Origin of the sequence: Sphaerisporangium viridialbum (assembly GCF_049674955.1) — a bacterium.
GTDB classification, from domain to species: Bacteria; Actinomycetota; Actinomycetes; order Streptosporangiales; family Streptosporangiaceae; genus Sphaerisporangium; species Sphaerisporangium viridialbum.
On sequence record NZ_CP187232.1, the window covers coordinates 3,962,786 to 3,979,305 of the forward strand.

Genomic DNA, 16,520 nt, shown 5'->3' on the forward strand with positions numbered 1-16,520 from the left:
GGCCCGTCAGGGGATGGCGCCCGGGGTGATCAGCCCGGTCTCGTAGGCCAGGACCACGGCCTGCACCCGGTCGCGCAGCGCCAGCTTGGTGAGCACGTTGCCCACATGGGTCTTCACGGTCGTCTCGCTGACCACCAGCTCGGCGGCGATCTCGGCGTTGGACATCCCCCTCGCGATGAGGCGGAGCACCTCCAGCTCGCGCTCGGTCAGCCGGTGGACGCGGGCCGGGGTGGCCTGCTGGTGGGCCGACGGCAGGCGGGCGGCGAACTTGTCCAGCAGCCGCCTGGTCACGCTCGGCGCCACTATCGCGTCTCCGGCCGCCACCACCCGGATCGCCTGCACCAGCTCGTCGGGGGGCACGTCCTTCAGCAGGAACCCGCTGGCCCCGGCCCGCAGCGCCTCCACGATGTACTCGTCCAGGTCGAAGGTGGTCAGCACCAGCACACGGGGCACGTGGGCGCCCGGGGCCGCGTCGCGCACGATGCGCCGGGTCGCGTCGATGCCGTCCACGCCGGGCATGCGGATGTCCATGAGGACGACGTCGGGGAGCAGGACCCTGGACTGGTCCTGCGCCGTGGACCCGTTGCCCGCCTCTCCCACCACCGTGAGGTCGGGCTCGGCCTCGAGGATCAGCCGGAAGCCGGTGCGCAGAAGCGGCTGGTCGTCGACCAGCAGCACACGGATAGTCATTTGTCAGTCCTTGAGGGGGAAGCGGGCTCGGACCTCGAATCCGCCCCCCTGGCGTGGGCCGATCCGCAGGATTCCACCATAAAGGGCAACTCGCTCGCGGATGCCCACCAAACCGTGCCCGGGCCGGTCGTCGGGGCCGCGGGTGAACTCGCCCGTCCCGCCACGCCCGTCGTCCTCCACCTGCACCAGCAGCTCGCTCGGCTCGTGGCGCACGGTCACCCAGGCCCGCGCCGCGGGCCCCGCGTGCCGCAGGCTGTTGGTCAGGGCCTCCTGGACCAGGCGGTAGGCGGCCAGGTCGATGCCAGGGGGGAGGAGCCGCCGTTCGCCCTCGATCCAGAGCTGGGCGCGCAGCCCCGCCTCGCGCATCTGGTCGACCAGGCCGGGCAGGTCGCCCATGCCGGGCTGCGGCGCGAGCTCGCCGGTCTCACCGTCGGTGCGCAGGACCCCGACGATGCCCCGCATCTCGCGCATCGCGGTCCTGCCCATCTCCTCAATGGCCACCAGCGCGTCCTTGGCGGCCTCGGGCCGCGTGTCCAGCACCTTGCGGGCGGCGGCCGCCTGGACGGTCATCACGCTCACGTGGTGGGCCACCACGTCGTGCAGCTCGCGGGCGATGCGCGACCTCTCCTCCGCGCGGGCGGCGCGGGTGTCGGCGTCCCTGGCTCGTTCCAGCCGCTCGGCCCGGTCGACCAGCTCGGCGAGGTACGCCCGGCGCAGGCGCACCGAGCGGCCGACCACCCACACCGCCAGGGCGACCATGGCGGCGAACGTGTGCTGGGTCCAGTCGCCCCGGTCGTCGGCCAGGATCCCGCCGACGGCGTACGCCAGCGAGCTGACCGCGGCGGCGACCAGGCTGAGCGCCAGGCCGCGGTACGCGGCCACGGTGTACAGCAGGATGAGCGAGGCAAGCCCGGCGAGCCCGCCGTCGTGGTCCAGCGCGGCCAGGATGATCTGGGGAAGCTCGGCCAGGCAGAGCAGCGCGAACGGCCAGCGCCTGCGGAGCGCGAGCGGAAGGCACGCCAGCACGATGAGCGCGACGCTCAGCACGGTGGGCGGCCGCACCTGGCCCTGTACGGAGCCGGACAACTCGGCCGCCACGAGGGAAAGCCCCGTCACCACCGCCGCGAGAGCCGAGTCGCCGAACAGGGGATGGGCTCTCAGCCATGCTCGCGGACTGCCGGGGGTGGTGCGCACCCTCTCAATTTAGGACGTCTTTGCTGCTGGCCACCCTGCTCAGGACGGATATCGCCCTCATCCCGCAGAAGGACGCGCGCCCCGCGCGCCCGGTGACCCCGGCCGGCCGGCCCTTCGCGCACGCCGGGTCCGTACGGCCGCCGGTGTGGCCGCACGGACCCGGCCGGACGTCACACGTCGATGCGGCCGTCCTTCATGCGCCTGCTGAAGTCGGTCCACTCGCCGGCGGTGAAGACCAGCGCGGGGCCGCCGGGGTTCTTGCTGTCGCGGACGCCGACCCGCGCGCCCGGCAGGGCGGCGACCTCGACGCAGTCACCGCCGCTGCTGCCGGAGTAGGAGGATTTGAACCACGCGGCCTCGCGCAGCTCGTCGTTCAGCTCGTCCATCGCTCTATCGTCTCCCTGATCAAGTCGAGCGACGCGCGCTGGGGGAGCGCCTCAGCGCGGATCACTTCGTATCTGGTCGTGAGATCCTCGACCGCTTCCGCCCGGTCGACGACCTGGCCATGACCCGCTGACTCCAGGTACACCGTATCGGGGACGCCCCGGGTCTGGGCGATGATGAATCCTCCTTCGAGCCCTGTGGTGGAGTACGCGCTGAGCGGCAGGACCTGGATGGTGATGTACGGAAGTGTCCCTGCCTCCAGCAGGCGGGTGAGCTGGTCGGTCATCACCTGGGCGCTGCCGACCGGCCGGCGGAGCACGCCCTCATCGAGCACCGCCCAGAACATCGGCGGCTCCGGGCGCTCGAAGACGCGCTGCCGCTCGATGCGCGCGGCCACGTGGTCCTCCACCTGCTCGGGCGACACCCGGGGCTCGCCGAGCAGGATCGCCCGGGCGTACTCCTCGGTCTGCAGCAGACCGGGAACTATGAGCGGCTGCCACGTGTGCAGCGTGCCCGCCTCGCGCTCGACGTCCAGCCAGGGGCGGAACCAGGCGGGAGTGGACGCGCGGTTGATGAAGGGCCAGAGCCTGAGCAGTGCCCCGTCGAGCTTCAGGGCCTCGTCGCAGCGCTCGGCGAAGTCGCGGGAGGGGGTGCGCCTGGCGGTCTCGACCATGCCCACCAGGGCGAGCGAGAAGCAGATCTTCTGGGCGAGCTGCTCCATCGTCCAGCCGGCGGCAGTGCGGTGTCTGCGCAGCTCGTAGCCGAAGAGTGCTTGGGGCGAGGCGCTCGGGTCCAGCTCGCGGGGGGCGGGCATCATCGCTCCGTTCAACTGGTCCGGCGGCTCTCGGCTCTGCCACACCGCGTTTCACACGATGTGTTGAATACTAACTGCAGGTGATTGGGTACCGAGAGTAGTCGGCAGGCGGCAGTCTGGGAAGGGCGGGCGGTCGGCGGCCGGATGAACGGCGGAGGCGATGACGAACATGCCACAGCATCATCGTGAACGTGTGGAATCACGGAGTCCAGAGCGAGCGCCGGCGGATTCGCCCGAGATGGCCGGAGCGCGGGCGGGGGACGTGCCCATCGGGGGCGGGCACGGCCCCGCCCGCCCTGAGGAGGGCCGATGATCTTCCCTGTCTACGACCGCTCGGACGTTCCCGAGGAGCAGCGGCACGCCAACCTCGAGACGGTGCGGCGCGTGAGCAAGGTGGTCGCGGGCATGGTGGAGGCCGAGCGCCGCAGGCGGCTGGCCGAGGGGTTCATCACCTCCTGGCACCTCGACCGCGAGGAGCTCGACGAGGCGGCGGCCGCCCTCGGCATCCCGCCGCTGCAGGACGAGGAGTGGGACGCCATCCACGGCTCCGGGTGAGCCGCCGCGTCACCCCGGCGTCGCCCGGGCCCGCGAGGGCGGGGTCGTCAGAGCTCGTCGGTGGCGGCGCGGCGGGAGCCGCGCGTGGTGTCGCCGGGGCGGCGGTCGGGGACGGGCGGGGGAGTGCCGCCCCACTCGGGGCAGATGGCCTGGTAGTCGCACCAGTCGCACAGGCGGCTGCGCCGGGCCCGCCACTCGCGGGTGGTCAGCGACCGCTCGATGGCCTCCCACAGCGCCTGCACCTTGCGCTCGGTCGCCCGCAGGTCGGCCTCGTCGGGGGAGTAGCGCAGCACCTCGCCGTTGCCGAGGTACATGAGCTGGAGCAGCCGGGGCACCGTGCCGTGCAGGCGCCACAGCACCAGGGCGTAGAACTTCATCTGGAACAGCGCCTTGGCCTCGAAGTCGGGGCCGGGGGCGCTGCCGGTCTTGTAGTCGACCACGCGCACGTCGCCGCTCGGCGCCACGTCGAGCCGGTCGATGTAGCCCCTGAGCATCAGCCCGCTGTCGAGCACGGACTCGACGTAGAGCTCGCGCTGCGCGGGCTCCAGGCGGCTCGGATCCTCAAGGGCGAAGTAGCGCTCGAGCATCTGCCGCGCCTGGCCGAGCCAGCGGTCGTGCTCGGTGTCGTCGTCGAACAGCGTGGAGTATTCGGGGGTGTGCTCCAGCAGGCGCGCCCACTGGGGGTCGAGCAGGGCCTGCGCCGCCGCGACCGTGCGCTCGGCGGCCGGCAGGTCGTACAGCCGCTCGAGCACCGCGTGGACCAGCGTGCCGCGCACGGCGGCGGGCGAGGGCCGCTCGGGAAGCTGATCGATCACGCGGAAGCGGTAGAGCAGCGGACATGTCATGAAGTCGCCCGCGCGGGAGGGGGAGAGAGTGCCGACTACCGCGGGCGGCTCCGAAATGCTCATGCCGGAACTGTAGGTCAGTCGGCCGACACTTTAAGCCGGAGGCATGCACGTGAACGGCCGATCACCGCCCAGGGGCGCGTAGCATCTAGGCACAAGGAGGGAAGACGACAATCATGAGCACCCAGACCCCGCAACGGCCTGAGTCTCCGGGGCTGCGCATGGGACGGCCTTTCGGCATCCCCGTATACGTCTCGCCGACCTGGTTGATCGTCGCGGCGTTCATCACCTACACCTTCCAGCCCGAGGTGGCGAGGAACCTTCCCGGCAGGGACACGGTCACCACCTACCTCGTGGCCTTCGTGTTCGCCGTCTTCCTCTACGTCTCGGTGCTGCTGCACGAGCTGGCGCACTGCGTGGTGGCCCGCTACTTCGGGCTTCCCGTGCGCCGCATCACGCTCTACCTCCTCGGAGGGGTCTCCGAGATCGAGCGCGAGCCGGAGACGCCGGCCAGGGAGTTCCTCGTCGCCTTCGCGGGCCCGCTGCTGTCGCTCGGGCTCGCCGGCATCGGCTTCGTCGCCAGCGGGTTCATCCCCGAGGGCACCATCCCGCACGTCCTGGTCCTGCAGCTCTGGGTCTCCAACCTCATCGTGGGCGTGTTCAACCTGCTGCCCGGCCTGCCGCTCGACGGCGGCCGCATGCTGCGTGCGGGGGTGTGGAAGCTCACCCGCAACGCCGGCTCCGGCACGATCGCCGCCGCCTGGTTCGGCCGGGCGCTGGCGGTCGCGCTGGTCGCCGTGCCGGTGGGGCTGCCGCTCATGACCGGTCAGGAGCCGAGCTGGGGCTCGCTGCTGTGGGCGGTGCTGCTGGCGTCCTTCATCTGGGTCGGCGCCACCCAGTCGCTGCGGGTGGCCCGGGTGCGCGCCCGCATGCCGCAGGTCCAGGCCCGCTCGCTCGCCCGCAGGGCCATCCCGGTGACCGCCGAGGTGCCCCTGGCCGAGGGCATGCGCCGCGCCAGGGAGGCCCAGGCGGGGGCGATGGTGATCGTCGACCACGACGGGCACCCGATCGCGATCGTCAACGAGGCGGCCGTCACCGCGACGCCCGAGCAGCGCAGGCCGTGGGTGACCGTCGGCTCGCTGGCGCGCAGCCTCGAGCCGTCGCTGGTCCTGCCGGCCGACCTCGCGGGAGAGTCGCTGCTGGACGCCATGCGAGGCGCCCCCTCCGGTGAGTATCTGCTGGTGGAGCGCGGAGGCGACGTCTTCGGCGTGCTGGTCACGGCCGACGTCAACCGCGTCTTCTCCGGAGTCTGACGCGCCCCTCCGGCCGGCCCGTGCCGATCGGGCGCGGCCGGGCGGCGTGATCGCGGGGGACGTCGAGGTTTCGGCTCGGTGACGGGGCGAACCTCCGGCATCGGTCAGGCGTCTGATCAATGGCGCGCGACGGGGGCGGGCGGCGGCATCGGGGGGAAGATTGCCCGCTTTGTCCCACTCGTCTTCCGTGCGCGCCGAGACTACTGTTCTGATCGCCGATCCGGTCGGCCAAGCAGATTAGGAACGTTCGCATTGGCTACGCCTCACACACCCCCCGCCGCCGGTGATCTGACGCCGGAGCTGCTGGGAGCGTCCGAGTGGAGCGACCAACTGGTCGCCGCGGCGGGCATCCCCATGTACGACATCCCCTTCCTCACGGTGGGAGGTGGCATCGGGTCGTTCGTCACGCTCGACTACCTCCGCGTCTACGGCGTCCCGACCTCGCAGATGCGCGTCGTGTCCAACATCGACCACCCGTGGCAGACGTACGAGTTCCTGACCAGGTGCTCCCAGATCCCCCGGCAGGAGCGCATCCGCTCCGACTCCTCCTCAAGGCCCGACAACCTGTGGGGCTTCCCGTCGTACGCGCTGGAGGAGGCCTGGCGCGACAAGAACCCCGGCCACCTGTTCCATATCGCCACCGAGCCCATCCTCAACGACTACTGGACCCCTAGGGCGGGCACGGTCTTCCGCAACCTCGAGCGCGAGGCCAAGCGCATCGACTACTGGGACATGCTGGTCAAGGGCCAGGTACGCATGGTGCGGCGCAGGGCCGGCGGGGGCTACTTCACGGTGGTCACCCCGCCCGAGGGCACGTCGCCCACCAAGCGCATCGTCTTCCGCTCGCGGTTCGTGCACATCGCGATCGGCTACCCCGGGCTGAAGTTCCTGCCCGACCTGCAGGAGTTCCGGCAGAAGTACGGCGACTACCAGCACGTGGTGAACGCCTACGAGCCCCACGAGCAGGTCTATGAGTTCCTGAAGACCCGCCCGGGCACGGTCGTGATCCGCGGCGGCGGCATCGTCGCCTCCCGCGTGCTCCAGCGCCTGTTCGACGACCGCGAGAAGTACCACCTGCAGACGCAGGTCATCCACATCTTCCGCACGTTCGTCACCGGCGCCCACGGCCCCCACATGTGGAGCAGGCGCAAGGGCGGCGACGGCTGGGCCTACCAGGGCTTCAACTACCCGAAGTCCGTGTGGGGCGGCCAGCTCAAGGCCGAGATGCGCAGACTGGAGGGCCCCGAGCGCGCCCAGAAGTACAAGCAGATGGGCGGCACCAACACCCCCAAGCGCCGGCGCTGGCAGGAGCAGATGCGCCAGGGCCGCGCGGGCGGCTACTACCACGCGGTGCAGGGCACGGTCGAGCGGGTGGAGCGGGCGCAGGACGGCCGCATGCTGAGCTACGTGCGCAGCAAGGACGGCACCGTGCGCGAGCCGGTCTCCGACTACATCATCGACTGCACGGGCCTCGAGGCCGACATCGCGGAGCACCGTGTCTTCGCCGACCTGCTCCAGCACGGCGGCGCCTACCGCAACCCGGTCGGCCGGCTCGAGGTCGAGCGCCACTTCGAGGTCAAGGGCACCGCCAGCGGCGACGGAGCGCTCTACGCCTCAGGCTCCGCCACCCTCGGCGGCTACTTCCCCGGCGTCGACACGTTCCTCGGCCTGCAGATCGCGGCCCAGGAGATCGCGGACGACCTGGCGAGGCGCGGCTTCTGCCGCAAGATGGGCCCGATGCGCTCGACCTCCCAGTGGTTCAAGTGGGCCTTCAACAAGCCCGTCTAAGGAGAGTCCCCCCGTGGTTCCAACTCTGATCGGCCGCATCCAGACGCGGCTGTTCCTTCTTGCCACCGTGGGCGTGGTGATCACGTTGCTGATCGTGCCCGTGCTGCCCGGCCTGTCCGGCCCGCTCTCCCAGGACTACCGCGTGGGCTTCCTGGTTCTCGCGGCGGTCGCCGTGCTGGGGGTGGTGTGGGAACTGGTCTACCACTTCCTCATGCAGTTCCGCTGGGAGAAGGACTGGCCCACTCTGTTCGGTTTGGTCACACTCGTGCCTGAAGGACTTCTGCTGTTCTTTTTGCTACGGTCCGGTGCCATCGGCAGCCTCATCGACCCGGTTCCGCCCGCCGCCGCCTTCTGGACGCAGTTCGTGGTGGTCTGGATCTGTGTTTGGCTGGTGGCCAACGGTCCGATGCGGGTGCCGTTCGTCCGGTGGCGTTTTCGGGGAGGGAGAGTTCTGTGACGGAGCAAGGCGTGGGGGTGGTGCGTCCGCTTCCCGGCAACGGGTTGATCGCCCATGTGGGCGGCCTGTTGCTGGTGTGCGACGCGGCCGACGCCGTCGCGGACGAGTTGCTGGCGGCGGTCCAGGAGACCGCCGCCGACGGCGGCGACGGCCGGGCGCTCGCCCGGCGCGCCGCCCAGGTGCTCGCGCGGTCGATGACGGCCGAGCCGATCACCTGCGCCGTCGCCGGCCGCGCGGGCGGCGGCGTCGCGGTGCTGGTCAGCGGTGAGGCGCAGGCCCTTGTCATCGGTTCGGGCGCCGACGTGCGGCTCGACGGCAAGGACGCCCTGACCTGGACCGACCGCCTGGTCCCCGGCCCGGTGACCACGGTGGAGCTCCGGCTGCCCGGCGCCGGGCGCCCGATCGGCAGGGCGCGCCTCGACGCGGGCGTCATCGCGGGCGGCGGCGTCACCTGCGACTTCGGCGAGGCCGGCGACCGGTTCGCGCCCATGGTGTCGCAGCCGTCCGTCCCGCAGCCGGCCCCGGCGTACGAGCCGCCCCGCCCCGCGCCCGAACCGCCCCGCCCCGCCCCTGAGGCGGTGGCGCCCGAGCCGTTCCGCCCCTCGGAGCCGGCCGCGCCCGAGTCCTCCCCTCTCGCGGAGGGCGCCGTCTCCGCCGCCCTCGCGATGGACCACGGGCCCGCCATGAGCGTGCCGCCCCCCATCGAGGCCCCGCCGCCGCTTCCGGTGGCCCCGCCCCCGCCGCCGTTCGCCTCGGCGCCGCCCCCTGAGCCCTTCCCGCCGCCCCCGCATGACTTCGAACGGGCGCCGGGCCTGGTCACCGACCCCGAGATGGCGGCCCTGGGCGCCAACGGCTCGGCGGGCGGGCGGCCCCCGCAGGAGGAGGCGCCGGAGTTCGAGTCGTTCCTGCTGGTCAACGGGCCCGAGGGGCACCAGGAGACGCCGGGTTCCATGCTGGAGCCCACCGAGGCGGGCCCGACCCCCGAGCCGCTGAGCCGCCCGATGGTCTACGGCGTCGACTGCAAGAACGACCACTTCAACGATCCCCGCGTCCCATACTGCGCGGTGTGCGGCATCGCCCTGGTGCAGCGCACGCTCGTGCCGTACAAGGGGGAGAGGCCGCCGCTCGGGGTGCTCCTGCTCGACGACGGGCTCACGTTGCGCCTCGACAGCGACTACCTGCTCGGGCGCGACCCCGAGCGCGCGCCCGAGGTCACCTCGGGGGAGGCCAGGCCGGCCAGGGTCACCAGCCCCGACGGCTCGGTGTCCCGCCGCCACCTGCGGGTCCGGCTCGACGGGTGGGACGTCAACCTGATCGACCTGGGCTCGGTCAACGGCACCCAGGTGCAGCCGCCCGGCGACCCGAACTTCTACGACATCCCGCCGAACGAGCCGGTGCCCGTCCTGCCCGGCACGACGGTGCGCATCGGGGTGTCCCGCACGATGCGGTACGAGTCCCACCGCAAGGCTTAGCCGGGCCGCGTGACGCGTGAGGGCCGGGCGCTCCCGATCGGCGGGGTGCCCGGCCCTCACGCGTTGGCCGTCAGGTGGCGGCCCGCGCCGGGGTGACGGCCGCCCACTCGACCGGGTCGGCGTCCTGCTCGGCGCGTACGAGCAGGTGCGCTCCGGACGGCGGGGAGGCGCCCTCCGGAGCGACCACCAGGGCTCCGGAGGGCGCCTCGGCCGCGGAGGTGGCGTCCACGCCGAGCCTGGCGAGGCGCTCGGCCAGGGCGGCGCTCCTGCCCCGGCCCAGCACGACCAGCGGGCGGCCGGTGGCCAGGGCGATCTGGAGCGCGACGTGCGCGGCGGCGTCTCCCGAGCCGTGGCGCACCGCCACCGGCCCGGCGGCGTCGTAGGCCCCCGGAAGGACGGTGACGGTCCTGCCGGTCGACTCGGCGAGGATCCGCTCGTACCCGGGGGTGTCGTGCGGGACCACCACCAGGTCGGGCCGCGCGCTGTCGACGAGCCCGGGGAGGTCGGCCGCCGGGTCCGCCGAGAACCGGGTCACCACGCGCGCCTCAGGCCCGCGCTCGCGCACCCCGGCGGCCAGGCCCTCCAGGGTGCCCAGCGTCTCGGCCATCTCGGCCAGCTCGGACGACAGCCCGGTGCCGACCTCCAGGCGGCCGTCGGGGTACGGCTCCAGGTGCCCGAGTACCACCTCCGAGGGGGCGGCGGCCGTAGCCAGGGTGGTGGCCAGGCCTGTGAGCGGCCCGGCGTCCCCGGGACGTCCGGGGACCACGGCGAGCACGCGGTAGGAGGCGGTCACGCCGAGGGCGGCGCGCTCGGCCTCGGCGATGTCCCTGGCGACCCGGCGGTCGGGGTAGACGCGCCGCAGCAGCGGGCCGGTCATCGCGGTGGTGACCAGCGCCATGAGCACCATGAGGGAGTACAGCTCGCCGTCCAGCACGCCCTTCTGCAGGCCGACCGTGAGGATGACGATCTCGGTGAGGCCCCGGGTGTTCAGCAGGACGGCCAGCGCGGACGCCTGGCGCACCGGCACCCGCCGCAGCCGCGCGCCGAGGTAGGAGCCGGCCAGCTTCCCGCCGACCGCCACCACCAGGATCGCGGCGAGCACGCCCAGGCTGGAGACCGTCAGCGTCCGGAGGTTCACGTTCAGGCCGGACACCACGAAGAACATCGGCAGCAGCAGGAGCACGGTGAGCTGCTCCAGGCGTTCCAGGATCTGGTGGTTGAGGCGCTCGGCGCCCTCCCGGGGCATCACCGCGCCGAACAGGAACGCGCCGAAGATGAAGTGGACGTGCATCCACTCGGTGGCCCAGGCCGAGGCGACGAGGCCGATCAGCACGACCGAGAGCAGCCCCGGCGTGAGCCGCCCCGCCCGCTCGAAGGCCGGCACGAGGCGCGCCAGGAGCGGCCGTACCACGAGGAACATCACCGCGGCGTAGGGCACGGCCAGCAGCACCTGCCACTGGCCGCTGGCGGCCTCGGCGCTCGCGATGCCGACCACGACGGCGAGGACGGTCCAGGCCAGGACGTCGATGACGGCCGCGGAGGCGAGCGCGAGCCCGCCGAGCGTGGTGCGGTGCATGTCGCGGTCGGTCAGGACGCGCGCGAGCACGGGGAACGCGGTGGCCGACATCGCCGCCCCGAGGAACAGCACGAACGCGAGCGTGTTGCCGTGGGCATGCTCCCCGGCCAGGGCGAGCGCGAGCAGAGTGCCGAGCACGAACGGCACGATGGTGGAGCCGAGGGAGATGCTCGCCGCGACCTTGCCCTTGCCCCGTACCAGCTTCTGGTCGAGCTCCAGCCCGACCACGAACATGAACAGGATCAGTCCGACGTCGGCGAGGGCGGTCAGCGCGGGCCGCATGTCGGGTCCGAACAGGTCGTCGCCGATCCACGGGCCGAGCAGCGTCGGCCCGAGCAGGATGCCGGCCACGATCTCGCCGATCACCGGGGGCTGGCCGAGACGCTTCGCCAGCGCGCCGAGGAGCCGCGCGGCGGCGAGCACGATTACAAGATCAAGGAGCAGCACATCCACGTGCAGCATCGAACATCGTCCCCGCAAGTAAAGACACTCTGATCAAAGCCCCCGATAATGGTCAACGCGACGTTACCGTGAGTTGGGCGGGCGCCGCGAGGCCCGGCATCGCACGCCGGGCCGTTCTGTGCGTGCTGACGAGAGGAACGCAAGGTGGAGGGCATCGCCGACTACGAGTTCGTCCGGCCGCTTGGAGCGGGCAACCATGGCGAGTTCTATCTGGCGAGGAAGCCGCGGAGGCTGCCCGTCGACACGGAGTACGTCACCGTCAAGGTCGTGGGGGGCACCGGCCAGGACGCGTTCAGGCGGGCCGCCCGCGAGCTGAAGGCGTTCGCCGCCGTGCGCTCGCCCTTCCTGGTGACGCTGTACGACGCCGGGCAGCAGGGCGGGGTGTTCTACTACTCCATGGAGTACATCGCCGGGGGCTCGCTCGCCGGTCCGGCCGAGCGGCCGTCGCGGGAGGGGGCGCTGCGCGCGGTCGCGTGCGCGGCGCGGGCCGCCCAGGCCCTGCACGAGGAGGGCATCGTGCACAGGGACATCAACCCGGGGAACGTCCTGCTGACGCCCGGCGGCGGCAAGCTGTCCGACCTCGGCCTGTCCCAGGTGCTGATGCCGGGCGCGACGATCACCGGCATGGGCGGGCTCAACTCGGTGGAGTTCACCGATCCCGCGCTGCTCCAGGGGGAGCAGCCCTCGCCGGGCGGCGACGTGTGGGCGCTCGGCGCCACCCTGCACTGGTCGATGACCGGCCACGGCCTGTACGGCGAGCTGCCGACCCACGACCCGCTCATGACGCTCAGGAAGGTGTACAGCACCCCGCCTTCCATCAGGCCCGAGCTGGAGCCGGAGCTGGCCGAGCTGGTCGGCTCGTGCATCGGCGACGCGGCCAAGCGCCCCACCGCCTTCGGCCTCGCCGACCGGCTGTACCAGCTGGTGTCCTGAAGGAGGCGCGGGCGCTAGCCTCTGGCGGCCCGCTCGATGACGGCGGCCAGCTCCTCCTCGGTGAGCACGCGCGGCTCGCCGATCATCTTGGCCCGCACGTAGACCGAGCACAGCCACTCCAGCAGCCGCGCGCCTTCGAGCGCCTGGTCCAGGTCGCCGCCGACGGCCACGGCCCCGTGGCTCTGCATCAGAGCGGCCTGCCTGCCCTCCATGGCGGTGCGGACGTGGTCGGCGAGCTCGGGGGTGCCGTAGGTCGCGTAGGGCGCCACGCGGATGACGCCGCCGAGCAGCAGCGCGTTGTAGTGGACGGGCGGCAGCTCGGTCATGGTGGCGGAGACGATCACGGCGTACGACGAATGGGTGTGCACGACCGCCGAGGTGCCGGTGCTCTCGTAGATCGCCAGGTGCATGGGCACCTCGGAGGACGGCTTGCGCTCGCCTTCCAGCACGTTTCCCGACATGTCCAGGACGGGGCAGTCGGCGGGTGCCAGCCGGTCGAGCGCCACCCCGCCGGGGGACACCGCCACCAGGTCGCCCCTGCGGACGCTGATGTTGCCGGAGGTGCCGAGCACGAGCCCGGTGTCCACCATGCGGCGGCCGATCTCGCACAGCCGCTCCCGCTCCTCGGCCAGCTTCATCTCACCCTCGTCGTTCTCGCGGTGCGCGGTCGTGTCGTTCATGGGGTCAGGCGGTCCAGCTCTGCCGCCATGAGGCGCTGAAGCACCTCGGTGGAGATCCGGTCGGGATACAGCAGCCGGTGCACGCTGAGCCCGTCGACCAGGGCCAGCAGGCGCTCGGTGACATCGCCGAGATCCTCGCCCGTACTGATCTCGCCCGCCTCCGCGGCGGCGTCGAGGAGGGTGCGTACGAGATAACGCAGCTCGGCGGCCTCCTCGCGCTGCACCTCCAGCAGTGTGCCGCCCGCCAGGCTCCTGCCCCAGAACCCCACCTCCAGGGCGGTCTCCTGGGCTCGCTCCTCGTCCAGGGGGAGGTTGTCGGCGAGCACCTCGCGCAGCGCGGACAGCCCGGTGCGACCGGCGAGCCTGCCCTTCAGCCGGTGCACGATGCGGCGGTGGGACGACCTCAGCGCCGACAGCAGGATGTCGTCCTTGTCGGCGAAGTAGTGGGTGAGGACGCCGTTGGAGTAGCCGGCCTCCTTGGCGATCGCCCGGGTGGTCGCCGCGTCGATGCCCTCGCGCAGGATGACCCTGCGGGCGGCGGCCACGACCTCCTCGCGGCGCTCCTGGTGATTGACGATCTTCGGCATCCCTCTCCCTTCCCGGGTCTTGACATTTTAGTCGGTCGCCCGTCTATTATCCGGCAATCTCATACATCCAGAAGGACCAGACATGACCGTCGTCACGCTCGGGGTGCACATCGTCGACGTGCTGGCCAGGCCGGTGGAGTTCATCCCGGAGGGCCAGGACACCCACCTGCTGGAGCAGATCCGCGTCACGGCCGCCGGGGCCGCGGCCGGAACCGCCGTCGACCTCGCCAAGCTCGGGGTGCCGGTCGCCTCGGCCGGAGCCGTCGGTGACGACGAGCTCGGCGAGTTCCTCGTCATGATCATGGGCCGGCACGGGGTCGACGTCCGGGGCGTGGTGCGCAAGCCCGGCGAGCAGACGGCCGCGTCGATCCTGCCCATCCGCCCGGACGGCGGGCGGCCCTCGTTCCACGTGCCCGGCGCCAACCTGGGGTTCTCGCTCGCCGACCTCGACCCGGGCCTGCTCGCGGGCGCCGAGATCGTCCACCTCGGCGGCATGGACGTGACCTGGGGCCTGCACGACCCGGCCTTCTTCGAGGCGCTCGGGGCCGCGCGGCACGGCGGGACGCGGATCACCATGGACCTGCTGTCCAACATGCCCGACCTCATGCCCGGGGCCCGCGCCTTCCTGCCGCACGTCGACTACTTCCTGCCCAACGAGGAGCAGGCCCTGATGATCACGGGCGCCTCCGGGGTGGAGGAGGCGGCGGCCAAGCTGCTCGCCGAGGGGCCGTCCGGGGTCCTGATCACCCTCGGGAGCGAGGGCAGCCTGGTCGCCACGGCGTCCGGCCTCACCCGCGTGCCCGCACTGGAAGTGCCGGTCGTGGACACGACGGGGTGCGGCGACGCCTACTGCGCCGGGTTCATCGCGGGGCTGCTCGGCGGCCGTGACGTCGTGGCGGCGGCCCGGCTCGGCACGGCCGTGGCGGCCCGGGTCGCCGGAGGCCTCGGCTCCGACGCGGGACTCGACGGCCTGTCCATCGAACTCATCGAAGGGGCCCGGTCCGCGGCGGACTCAGAAGGCACCGAAGGCACCGAAGGGATCTGAGCGACATGTCTGACGCACACCTCCGCGAGAGGGCGGCCAAGGTCATTCCCGGGGGCATGTACGGCCATCTCAACGCGGCCATCTTCGCCCCCGGCTTCCCGCAGTTCTTCGTGCGGGGCGAGGGCTGCCGCCAGTGGGACGCCGACGGGCGCGAGTACGTCGACCTGATGTGCAGCTGGGGACCTGTCATCCTCGGCCACCGGCACCCGCGCGTCGAGGAGGCCGTGGCCGCGCAGCAGGCCGCCGGAGACTGCCTGAACGGGCCGGGCCCGGTCATGGTGGAGCTGGCCGAGCTGATGGTCGACACCATCCCCTCGGCCGACTGGGTGATGTTCTCCAAGAACGGCACCGACGCCACGACCCAGGCCCTGATGGTGGCGCGTGCCGCCACCGGGCGCAAGAAGGTGCTGGTGGCCCACGGCGCCTACCACGGAGCCGACCCGTGGTGCACCCCGAGCCTCGCCGGCACCACGCCAAGCGAGCGCGCCGACCTGATCGAGTACCCCTACAACGACCTGGCGGGCGCCGAGGCCGCCGCCGCCCGGGCCGAGGGGGACGTGGCCGCGATCATCGTGACCCCGTTCAAGCACGACTCCTTCGAGGACCAGGAGCTGGTGGACCCGGCGTTCGCCCGAGGCCTGCGCGCGCTCGCCGACCGCATCGGCGCGGCCCTGGTCATCGACGACGTCCGGGCCGGCTTCCGGCTCGACCTGCGCGGCTCCTGGGAGCCCCTCGGCGTGCGGCCCGACCTGACGGCGTGGAGCAAGGCCATGGCCAACGGGTACGCGATCGCGGCCGTCACCGGCACCGACGCCCTCCGCGGCCCCGCCCAGACGCTCTACTCCACCGGGTCGTTCTGGTTCTCCGCGGTGGCCATGGCCGCGGCCAAGGCGACCATCGAGACGCTGCGCGACACCGGCGGCGTGGCGCTGATGGAGCGGGCGGGCTCCCGGCTGCGCGAGGGCCTCGCGGCGCAGGCGGCCTCCCACGGGTTCGTGGTCGACCAGACCGGCCCCGCGCAGATCCCGTGGCTGTCCTTCGAGGGGGACGAGACCCTGGAGAAGGGCATGTTCTGGTCGAGCGCCTGCCTGGCGCAGGGGGTCTACCTCCACCCGTGGCACAACTGGTTCCTGTCGGCCGCGCACACCGACGCCGACATCGACAGGGCGCTCGCGGGCACCGACGCCGCGTTCGGCGAACTGAGGGCCAAGTTCGGCTCCGACTGATCGCGGAGCCGTCCCCGGGAGAGGTATCAGGGCGGCGCCTGCCCGCTCTTGATAGGCGAGGCGGCCCAGCGGCACCGTGGCCGGGGGCGGCGCCTCGGAAAGCGGGAGCCATGGATGTGCAGGCGGAGACGCGGCCGTACCCGCGCGTGGAGAGCGTGGACAGCGTGGACGGGCAGGTGGCACCGGGGGAGTTCGCCTGCCCCGGGTGCGGCGCCGTGTCACGGCTCGGGCCGGTGGGACGGGCGCCCGGCGGCCGGGCCGGGACGCGGTCCTGGGAGATGTGGCTGCGCGGCCGGGGGGACGAGGTCACCGCGATGGTGCGCATCGGCGGGCGGGTCACCGAGCGCAACGGCACGGGCGAGGTGGACGTCGTCGCGATGCTCGCCGACGCCTGGCGCGCGGCCGGCGGCTAGAGCGGCCGTCACGGCCGTCCTGGCCATCCTGGCTACGACGGCCGTCCTGGCCACGACGGCCAGAACGCCGGGAACGGCGGGAACGG

The 16,520-nt window shown here is 72.4% G+C and carries 17 protein-coding genes; 9 read left to right on the top strand and 8 right to left on the bottom strand.

Features of this window, described 5'->3' with window-relative positions:
* Nucleotides 1-6: 6 nt before the first annotated feature.
* The 4 genes from ACOZ38_RS17510 to ACOZ38_RS17525 form a co-directional block, all read right to left on the bottom strand.
* A complete protein-coding gene (locus ACOZ38_RS17510) occupies nt 7-690 on the bottom strand; it encodes a response regulator transcription factor (protein ID WP_363916310.1) in 684 nt (227 codons plus the stop codon).
* Between the two features lie 3 nt (nt 691-693).
* Complete coding sequence (locus ACOZ38_RS17515; protein WP_424531855.1) at nt 694-1,884, bottom strand: sensor histidine kinase; 1,191 nt, start codon at nt 1,882-1,884, stop codon at nt 694-696.
* A gap of 170 nt (nt 1,885-2,054) precedes the next feature.
* Nucleotides 2,055-2,270, bottom strand: a complete 216-nt coding sequence (locus ACOZ38_RS17520; protein WP_405148055.1) for a DUF397 domain-containing protein — start codon at nt 2,268-2,270, stop codon at nt 2,055-2,057.
* Entirely contained in the window at nt 2,258-3,085 is an 828-nt protein-coding gene (locus ACOZ38_RS17525) for a helix-turn-helix domain-containing protein (RefSeq protein WP_424531857.1), read from the bottom strand. The genes ACOZ38_RS17520 and ACOZ38_RS17525 overlap by 13 nt, the downstream gene beginning before the upstream one ends.
* A 306-nt stretch (nt 3,086-3,391) precedes the next feature.
* On the opposite strand from ACOZ38_RS17525, the gene ACOZ38_RS17530 reads away from it, so the two are divergent.
* On the top strand, nt 3,392-3,637 hold the full coding sequence (locus ACOZ38_RS17530) for a hypothetical protein (RefSeq protein ID WP_405148058.1): 246 nt from the start codon (nt 3,392-3,394) through the stop codon (nt 3,635-3,637).
* A gap of 47 nt (nt 3,638-3,684) precedes the next feature.
* Here ACOZ38_RS17530 and ACOZ38_RS17535 read toward each other — a convergent pair whose 3' ends face one another.
* Nucleotides 3,685-4,545: a RecB family exonuclease gene (locus ACOZ38_RS17535; RefSeq protein ID WP_424531859.1), complete on the bottom strand. Its 861-nt coding sequence runs from the start codon at nt 4,543-4,545 to the stop codon at nt 3,685-3,687.
* A gap of 113 nt (nt 4,546-4,658) precedes the next feature.
* Between ACOZ38_RS17535 and ACOZ38_RS17540 the strand changes: the two genes are divergently transcribed.
* The 4 genes from ACOZ38_RS17540 (at nt 4,659) to ACOZ38_RS17555 (ending at nt 9,512) form a co-directional block, all read left to right on the top strand.
* A complete protein-coding gene (locus tag ACOZ38_RS17540; protein WP_405148061.1) occupies nt 4,659-5,795 on the top strand; it encodes a site-2 protease family protein in 1,137 nt (378 codons plus the stop codon).
* 252 nt (nt 5,796-6,047) lie between these two features.
* Nucleotides 6,048-7,583, top strand: a complete 1,536-nt coding sequence (locus ACOZ38_RS17545) for a hypothetical protein (RefSeq protein ID WP_424531862.1) — start codon at nt 6,048-6,050, stop codon at nt 7,581-7,583.
* Nucleotides 7,584-7,596: 13 nt separating this feature from the next.
* The gene (locus ACOZ38_RS17550; protein WP_424531864.1) at nt 7,597-8,040 is read left to right on the top strand and encodes a hypothetical protein; all 444 of its coding nucleotides are present in this window, start codon (nt 7,597-7,599) and stop codon (nt 8,038-8,040) included.
* A complete protein-coding gene (locus tag ACOZ38_RS17555) occupies nt 8,037-9,512 on the top strand; it encodes an FHA domain-containing protein (RefSeq protein WP_424531866.1) in 1,476 nt (491 codons plus the stop codon). The genes ACOZ38_RS17550 and ACOZ38_RS17555 overlap by 4 nt, the downstream gene beginning before the upstream one ends.
* Nucleotides 9,513-9,582: 70 nt before the next feature.
* Here ACOZ38_RS17555 and ACOZ38_RS17560 read toward each other — a convergent pair whose 3' ends face one another.
* Nucleotides 9,583-11,550 carry a cation:proton antiporter gene (locus ACOZ38_RS17560; RefSeq protein WP_424531868.1) on the bottom strand — a complete coding sequence of 656 codons (1,968 nt, stop codon included), beginning with the start codon at nt 11,548-11,550 and terminating at the stop codon, nt 9,583-9,585.
* A 144-nt stretch (nt 11,551-11,694) separates the two neighbouring features.
* Between ACOZ38_RS17560 and ACOZ38_RS17565 the strand changes: the two genes are divergently transcribed.
* Nucleotides 11,695-12,483, top strand: coding sequence for a protein kinase domain-containing protein (locus tag ACOZ38_RS17565; protein WP_405148070.1), 789 nt, complete (start codon nt 11,695-11,697; stop codon nt 12,481-12,483).
* A gap of 14 nt (nt 12,484-12,497) precedes the next feature.
* On the opposite strand, the gene ACOZ38_RS17570 is transcribed toward ACOZ38_RS17565, so the two are convergent.
* Together ACOZ38_RS17570 and ACOZ38_RS17575 are read right to left on the bottom strand one after the other, a co-directional pair.
* On the bottom strand, nt 12,498-13,163 hold the full coding sequence (locus ACOZ38_RS17570) for a class II aldolase/adducin family protein (RefSeq protein ID WP_405148071.1): 666 nt from the start codon (nt 13,161-13,163) through the stop codon (nt 12,498-12,500).
* Complete coding sequence (locus tag ACOZ38_RS17575; RefSeq protein WP_405148072.1) at nt 13,160-13,750, bottom strand: TetR/AcrR family transcriptional regulator; 591 nt, start codon at nt 13,748-13,750, stop codon at nt 13,160-13,162. Before ACOZ38_RS17575 ends, ACOZ38_RS17570 begins: the two co-directional genes overlap by 4 nt.
* An 82-nt stretch (nt 13,751-13,832) precedes the next feature.
* Here ACOZ38_RS17575 and ACOZ38_RS17580 point away from each other — a divergent pair, with 82 nt between their 5' ends.
* The 3 genes from ACOZ38_RS17580 to ACOZ38_RS17590 all read left to right on the top strand — a co-directional run bounded on the left by ACOZ38_RS17580 (nt 13,833) and on the right by ACOZ38_RS17590 (nt 16,434).
* Nucleotides 13,833-14,795 carry a carbohydrate kinase family protein gene (locus ACOZ38_RS17580; RefSeq protein WP_424531871.1) on the top strand — a complete coding sequence of 321 codons (963 nt, stop codon included), beginning with the start codon at nt 13,833-13,835 and terminating at the stop codon, nt 14,793-14,795.
* A 5-nt stretch (nt 14,796-14,800) separates the two neighbouring features.
* Nucleotides 14,801-16,021, top strand: coding sequence for an aminotransferase class III-fold pyridoxal phosphate-dependent enzyme (locus ACOZ38_RS17585; RefSeq protein WP_424531873.1), 1,221 nt, complete (start codon nt 14,801-14,803; stop codon nt 16,019-16,021).
* A 110-nt stretch (nt 16,022-16,131) separates the two neighbouring features.
* Nucleotides 16,132-16,434, top strand: coding sequence for a hypothetical protein (locus ACOZ38_RS17590; RefSeq protein ID WP_424531875.1), 303 nt, complete (start codon nt 16,132-16,134; stop codon nt 16,432-16,434).
* The last annotated feature ends 86 nt before the right edge of the window (nt 16,435-16,520 follow it).